The following is a 4,197-nucleotide window of genomic DNA, read 5'->3' as shown; positions in this document are numbered from 1 at the left end:
TCATAAACCCCGGCTTCTGTCAGATAACGGACCCTCTTACATCTCTGCCGATCTGGCAGACTATCTCGCAGACAAAGGCATGAAGCACACGCGCGGCGCACCCTATCATCCGCAAACTCAGGGAAAGATCGAACGCTGGCATCAGACTCTGAAGAACCGCATCCTGCTGGAAAACTACTTCCTGCCCGGCGACCTCGAAGCGCAGATCGACACGTTCATCGGCTACTACAATCACCAGCGCTATCACGAGAGCCTTAAAAACCTCACGCCCGCAGACGTCTACACCGGACGCGGCCAAACCATCCTGCTTGAAAGGGAGAAAATCAAAAGGAAGACGATGAAACTACGGCGCTTGCAGTACGCACAGTCTGCTGCTTAAACTGAAACCAGATGAGCCAAACACTCACTTAGTTAAACCGGAAATAGTCTCAAATTACCTGACGACGAACAGCCCGGGCGATCATGAGCTCGGTACTCCCGGGAGGCACCCGATGGGTGCTCAGCCCGAGAAACTCATCATCCACTTCGTAGCCGATGGAAGCCAGGAGGTGCCAGACCATGCCCGAGTCCACATAGTCATCACTGCTGGAAACCAGGGGAGAGAGCGCAGCGACCCTGTCAAGCAGATCCGGGACATGGTCCATGTCATAGGTTGACTGCCCGACGAGGGTCAGCAGGTCCGCCTTTGGCATCAGCGCGATCAGCTCATTGTTCTGAGCAATCATGCGCAGCCCACCTGGCCTGCGAAGGCACCACAATTGCAGAGAGCCACGCCCGTTGGCCGGTCACCAGAACGCGACGAGCCGACCCAGTCACTCAATACGATAAATACGTGCCGCAGTACCGTAAAACATCGCATCTTTTTCGTCCTCGGAGAAATCGGCTACAATTTTCTTCAGACCGTTGTAGAGCACAGGATAAGCGATGGATAGTTTGTCGACTGGAAAGTTGCTCTGAAACATGCACCGATCGGGTCCGAAACATTCGATGGCGTGCAGGAAATACCGCCTTTGCGCTTCGACAAACTCGTCTGAAGTCGGGGCCGTATCCCTCTTGTCCCACCCGAATCCAATGTCTGGCATGGAGAGCCCGCCAAGCTTGGCAACAACATTGCCGCACTCAGAGATTTCCCTGATGTCCTTCTTCCATTGTTCAAAAATCTCGTCGCGGCGGTCGGCATACATCCCCACACCCAAAGGCGAACCGAAATGGTCAAGAACGATCTGCGTGGAAGGCACTGAGCGGGCCATCGCGAGAAAGTCCTGGTTCTGGTGATGGTAGTGCCAGGCGTCAAACGTGAGCCCTCGATCGCCCAGAGCTTTCATGCCACGGCGGAAGCCCGGTGAGCTATAGAGCCCTTCTGGTGCCTGGGCCGGTATGGCCAGCATCTCCGGATGCGGGTCGCGTGCGGCGACCAGGCGTATCCCGCGAAACAGGCCATCACCTATTTCAACATGCTGATCAAGAACATCTCCGACGGCGTCACCCAGCTCCAGATTGGCGCGTGACACAATGGCCGCAATTACCGCCTTACCATCGCCACCGGTCTCCGACAGCCTGGCCTGCTCGACCACAAACTCTGTCTCTCCGAGGCACTTCAGATGCTCGGGGCCGTCCGGGCGATATTCCGCTTCGCAATCGACAAACACGGTTTTTTCGATGTTGTGGCCGGATCCAGTGTCACGCCACAGGTCTTCAACCTGATACTGCAGACCCGTGCGCCACAAATGATGGTGCGCATCTATAATCCTACGACCGGGGTCGATTATTTCTTCTTCCACCGAAGTCAGCCAGCTTTCATCTTTGACAACTATGCTCATTCCGTATCCTGCTTTTTAAGTGACGTGTATCGCTCGGGGAGCCCGGACGGTGCTGGAGTGCCTGCAGGCCTCTGGCACTGAAAGCTCAGCTGAACCGGGATGAATGTGAGCCTGGCTCTCAGCCGGACGCCGCATCCTGAAAGCGGTTGCGCATACGACGCATGCCCGATAGCCAGCGATCATAATCATTCGCCTTGCGCTGAAAATAGGTGCCCACTTCCGGATGCGGCAGCACCAGGAACCGGCCATCGGCCATGGCCTCGATGCACAGGTCTGCAACAGTATCCGGTTCCAGAACGCCATCTCCGCCAGCCTGGACGACGTCCACCAGGGCATTTGGATCTTTCATGAAATCAAGCACATTGGTGCGTACTGCCTGCGGGCACAAAACCGATACGCCAATCCCCTGCTCCACATAATTGATGGAAAGCCACTCTGCCAGTGCCACAGCAGCGTGCTTTGAAACCGCATAGGCACCGGAATCAAATTGTGACAGCAGGCCGGCAGCAGAGGCGGTGCTGAGCAGATAGCCGCCCCCGCGCGCAATCATGCCGGGTACGACAGCCCGCGCGGCCGCAAGGTGGGACCATGTGTGTACGCTCATCATTTTCTGCCATTCCAGCGTGGGCATTTCCAGGCCGCCGAGCTGGCCATATCCCGCATTGGACACGAAAACATCAATCCCGTCATACGCCTGTTCGACGCGCGCGATGATATCCCTGATCGCGTTCTCATCGGCCACATCGAGGGTTTCGGCGGAGGCTTGCTGACCGATCAGCCGCGCAGTTTCCTCCGCCCTGTCCCCATTCAGATCCGTGCAGATCACGGCCCTCGCCCCATTTGCCGCGAACCGCTGCGCCAGGGACCGGCCGATACCGGATCCCGCTCCGGTGATTATGGCTACTTTGTCGTCGAGTTTCATATTCAATCCTGTACGCATGCGCGCCATTCGTATCCTTTGAGGATCCGGTTAAGTCTTTACGAGACAACGTCGCCCGGACACGCCTCAGTGAACTGCCCGTTGCGGAACGTGACCTCTCCATTGACACAGATGAGGTCATATCCGCCGGCACGCGCCTGCTTGCGCCAGTCACCATCGGGCAGATCGAAGGCATGCTTATAGGCGTCCGTATCGGAATAAAGACGCTCCAGATCATAGACCACCAGGTCAGCGGCCATGCCCTTCTTGATCGTTCCGCGATCCTGGATACCAAAGACCTTCATCGGCAAGCCGCTCATCTTGTGGTGGGCGTGTTCCAGACTCACGATGCTCTGTTCCCGCACCATGTTGACGAGGAAGTCCGTCCCCCAGTGACCGCCACTGAAGATTTTCAGGTGCGCGCCACCATCGGAGCCGCCGGGAATGACCCGCTCATGCGCAAACAGCTCCCGCAAGATCCCGGGATCTGTCGCCGTGGCGTTAGGCGACCGGAAGATGGCGGCGCCGTTTGAGCTGAGAATGATGTCTGCAAACAGGTCGATCGTCTTCATGCCCAGTTTGCTTGCGGCCGCGCCCAGCAACTGGCCTTCGACATCCTTGTGCTCGGCACTGTCGGCGACCGACAGGACGACGAACCGGTCGAGATCACCCCCGACAATGATAAACTTCTCGGGGTCGTAGGCCACCCGGAGACGCTCCCGGTATGCCGGATCTCTCAGCAGTTCCAACGCCCTGGCACTTGAGCCCGCATATGTCAGCTCCCTGAATGTCTCATCGGAGTCAAACAGTGTAAGTGTCGTTAGGGAAATCTCGGCCCAGGTGCGATGGCAGAATGATGCGGCCCACATGTCCAGCCCTTCTTCACGCATGGAATCCAGCCATGCGAGACCAGGTGTGTGGATCGGAAAATCATCATTGGTTGCAATGACATTATGGAAAACGGGGCGGCCGGTTTCGCGCGCGAGCCGTTCAGACGCCTCGACCGTCGCGTCCTGGCCAGCCAGGCCGGAGAGGCATTGTATGACACCCTCCCCGCGATCTTTCAGAACGGATGCGATCTCAACCAGCTGGTCGAGGTCCATGACATCGCACGGCATGGCGCTTCCGTCGAAATCGACGTGAACATTATTGTGGCCGAGGTAGGAACAGGACAGCCCGATGGCGCCTGCATCCATGGCATCATGCAGGAGACGCTTGATTTCGGCGAGTTCGTCTTTGGTTGCGGGACGATTCTTGGCCTCTTCGATCCCCATGACAAAGATCAGCAGCGCGTTCATCGGCACATAGACCATTGCGTTGACCGCTTTCCGGGTCCCGCGCAGCGATGTCATGAATTCCGGAAACGATTGCCAGTCCCATGGCAGGCTCGCCCTCTGGTGAGCGACCGGGATCTGCTCGACGTTCTCCATCATGACCATGTAACGGTCCTGATGCTCT

5 protein-coding genes are annotated in these 4,197 nt (G+C 57.4%); 1 reads left to right on the top strand and 4 read right to left on the bottom strand.

What is annotated here, in order from left to right:
* Positions 1–379, top strand: a 379-nt coding sequence (locus ACTIEN_RS21880) for an integrase core domain-containing protein (RefSeq protein ID WP_439525263.1), incomplete at its 5' end; no start/stop codon positions are given.
* A 49-nt stretch (positions 380–428) separates the two neighbouring features.
* On the opposite strand, the gene ACTIEN_RS21875 is transcribed toward ACTIEN_RS21880, so the two are convergent.
* From ACTIEN_RS21875 to ACTIEN_RS21860, 4 genes are all read right to left on the bottom strand, one after another.
* A complete protein-coding gene (locus ACTIEN_RS21875; protein WP_439525262.1) occupies positions 429–725 on the bottom strand; it encodes a hypothetical protein in 297 nt (98 codons plus the stop codon).
* 87 nt (positions 726–812) lie between these two features.
* On the bottom strand, positions 813–1,820 hold the full coding sequence (locus tag ACTIEN_RS21870) for an amidohydrolase family protein (RefSeq protein ID WP_439525261.1): 1,008 nt from the start codon (positions 1,818–1,820) through the stop codon (positions 813–815).
* Positions 1,821–1,938: 118 nt separating this feature from the next.
* The gene (locus tag ACTIEN_RS21865; protein ID WP_439525260.1) at positions 1,939–2,742 is read right to left on the bottom strand and encodes an SDR family oxidoreductase; all 804 of its coding nucleotides are present in this window, start codon (positions 2,740–2,742) and stop codon (positions 1,939–1,941) included.
* A gap of 56 nt (positions 2,743–2,798) precedes the next feature.
* The coding region (locus ACTIEN_RS21860) for an amidohydrolase family protein (RefSeq protein ID WP_439525259.1) at positions 2,799–4,197 on the bottom strand (1,399 nt) is incomplete at its 5' end.

The organism is Marivita sp. (assembly GCF_051859345.1).
Taxonomy (GTDB): Bacteria; Pseudomonadota; Alphaproteobacteria; order Rhodobacterales; family Rhodobacteraceae; genus Marivita.
This window is presented reverse-complemented; position numbering and strand designations above follow the sequence as displayed.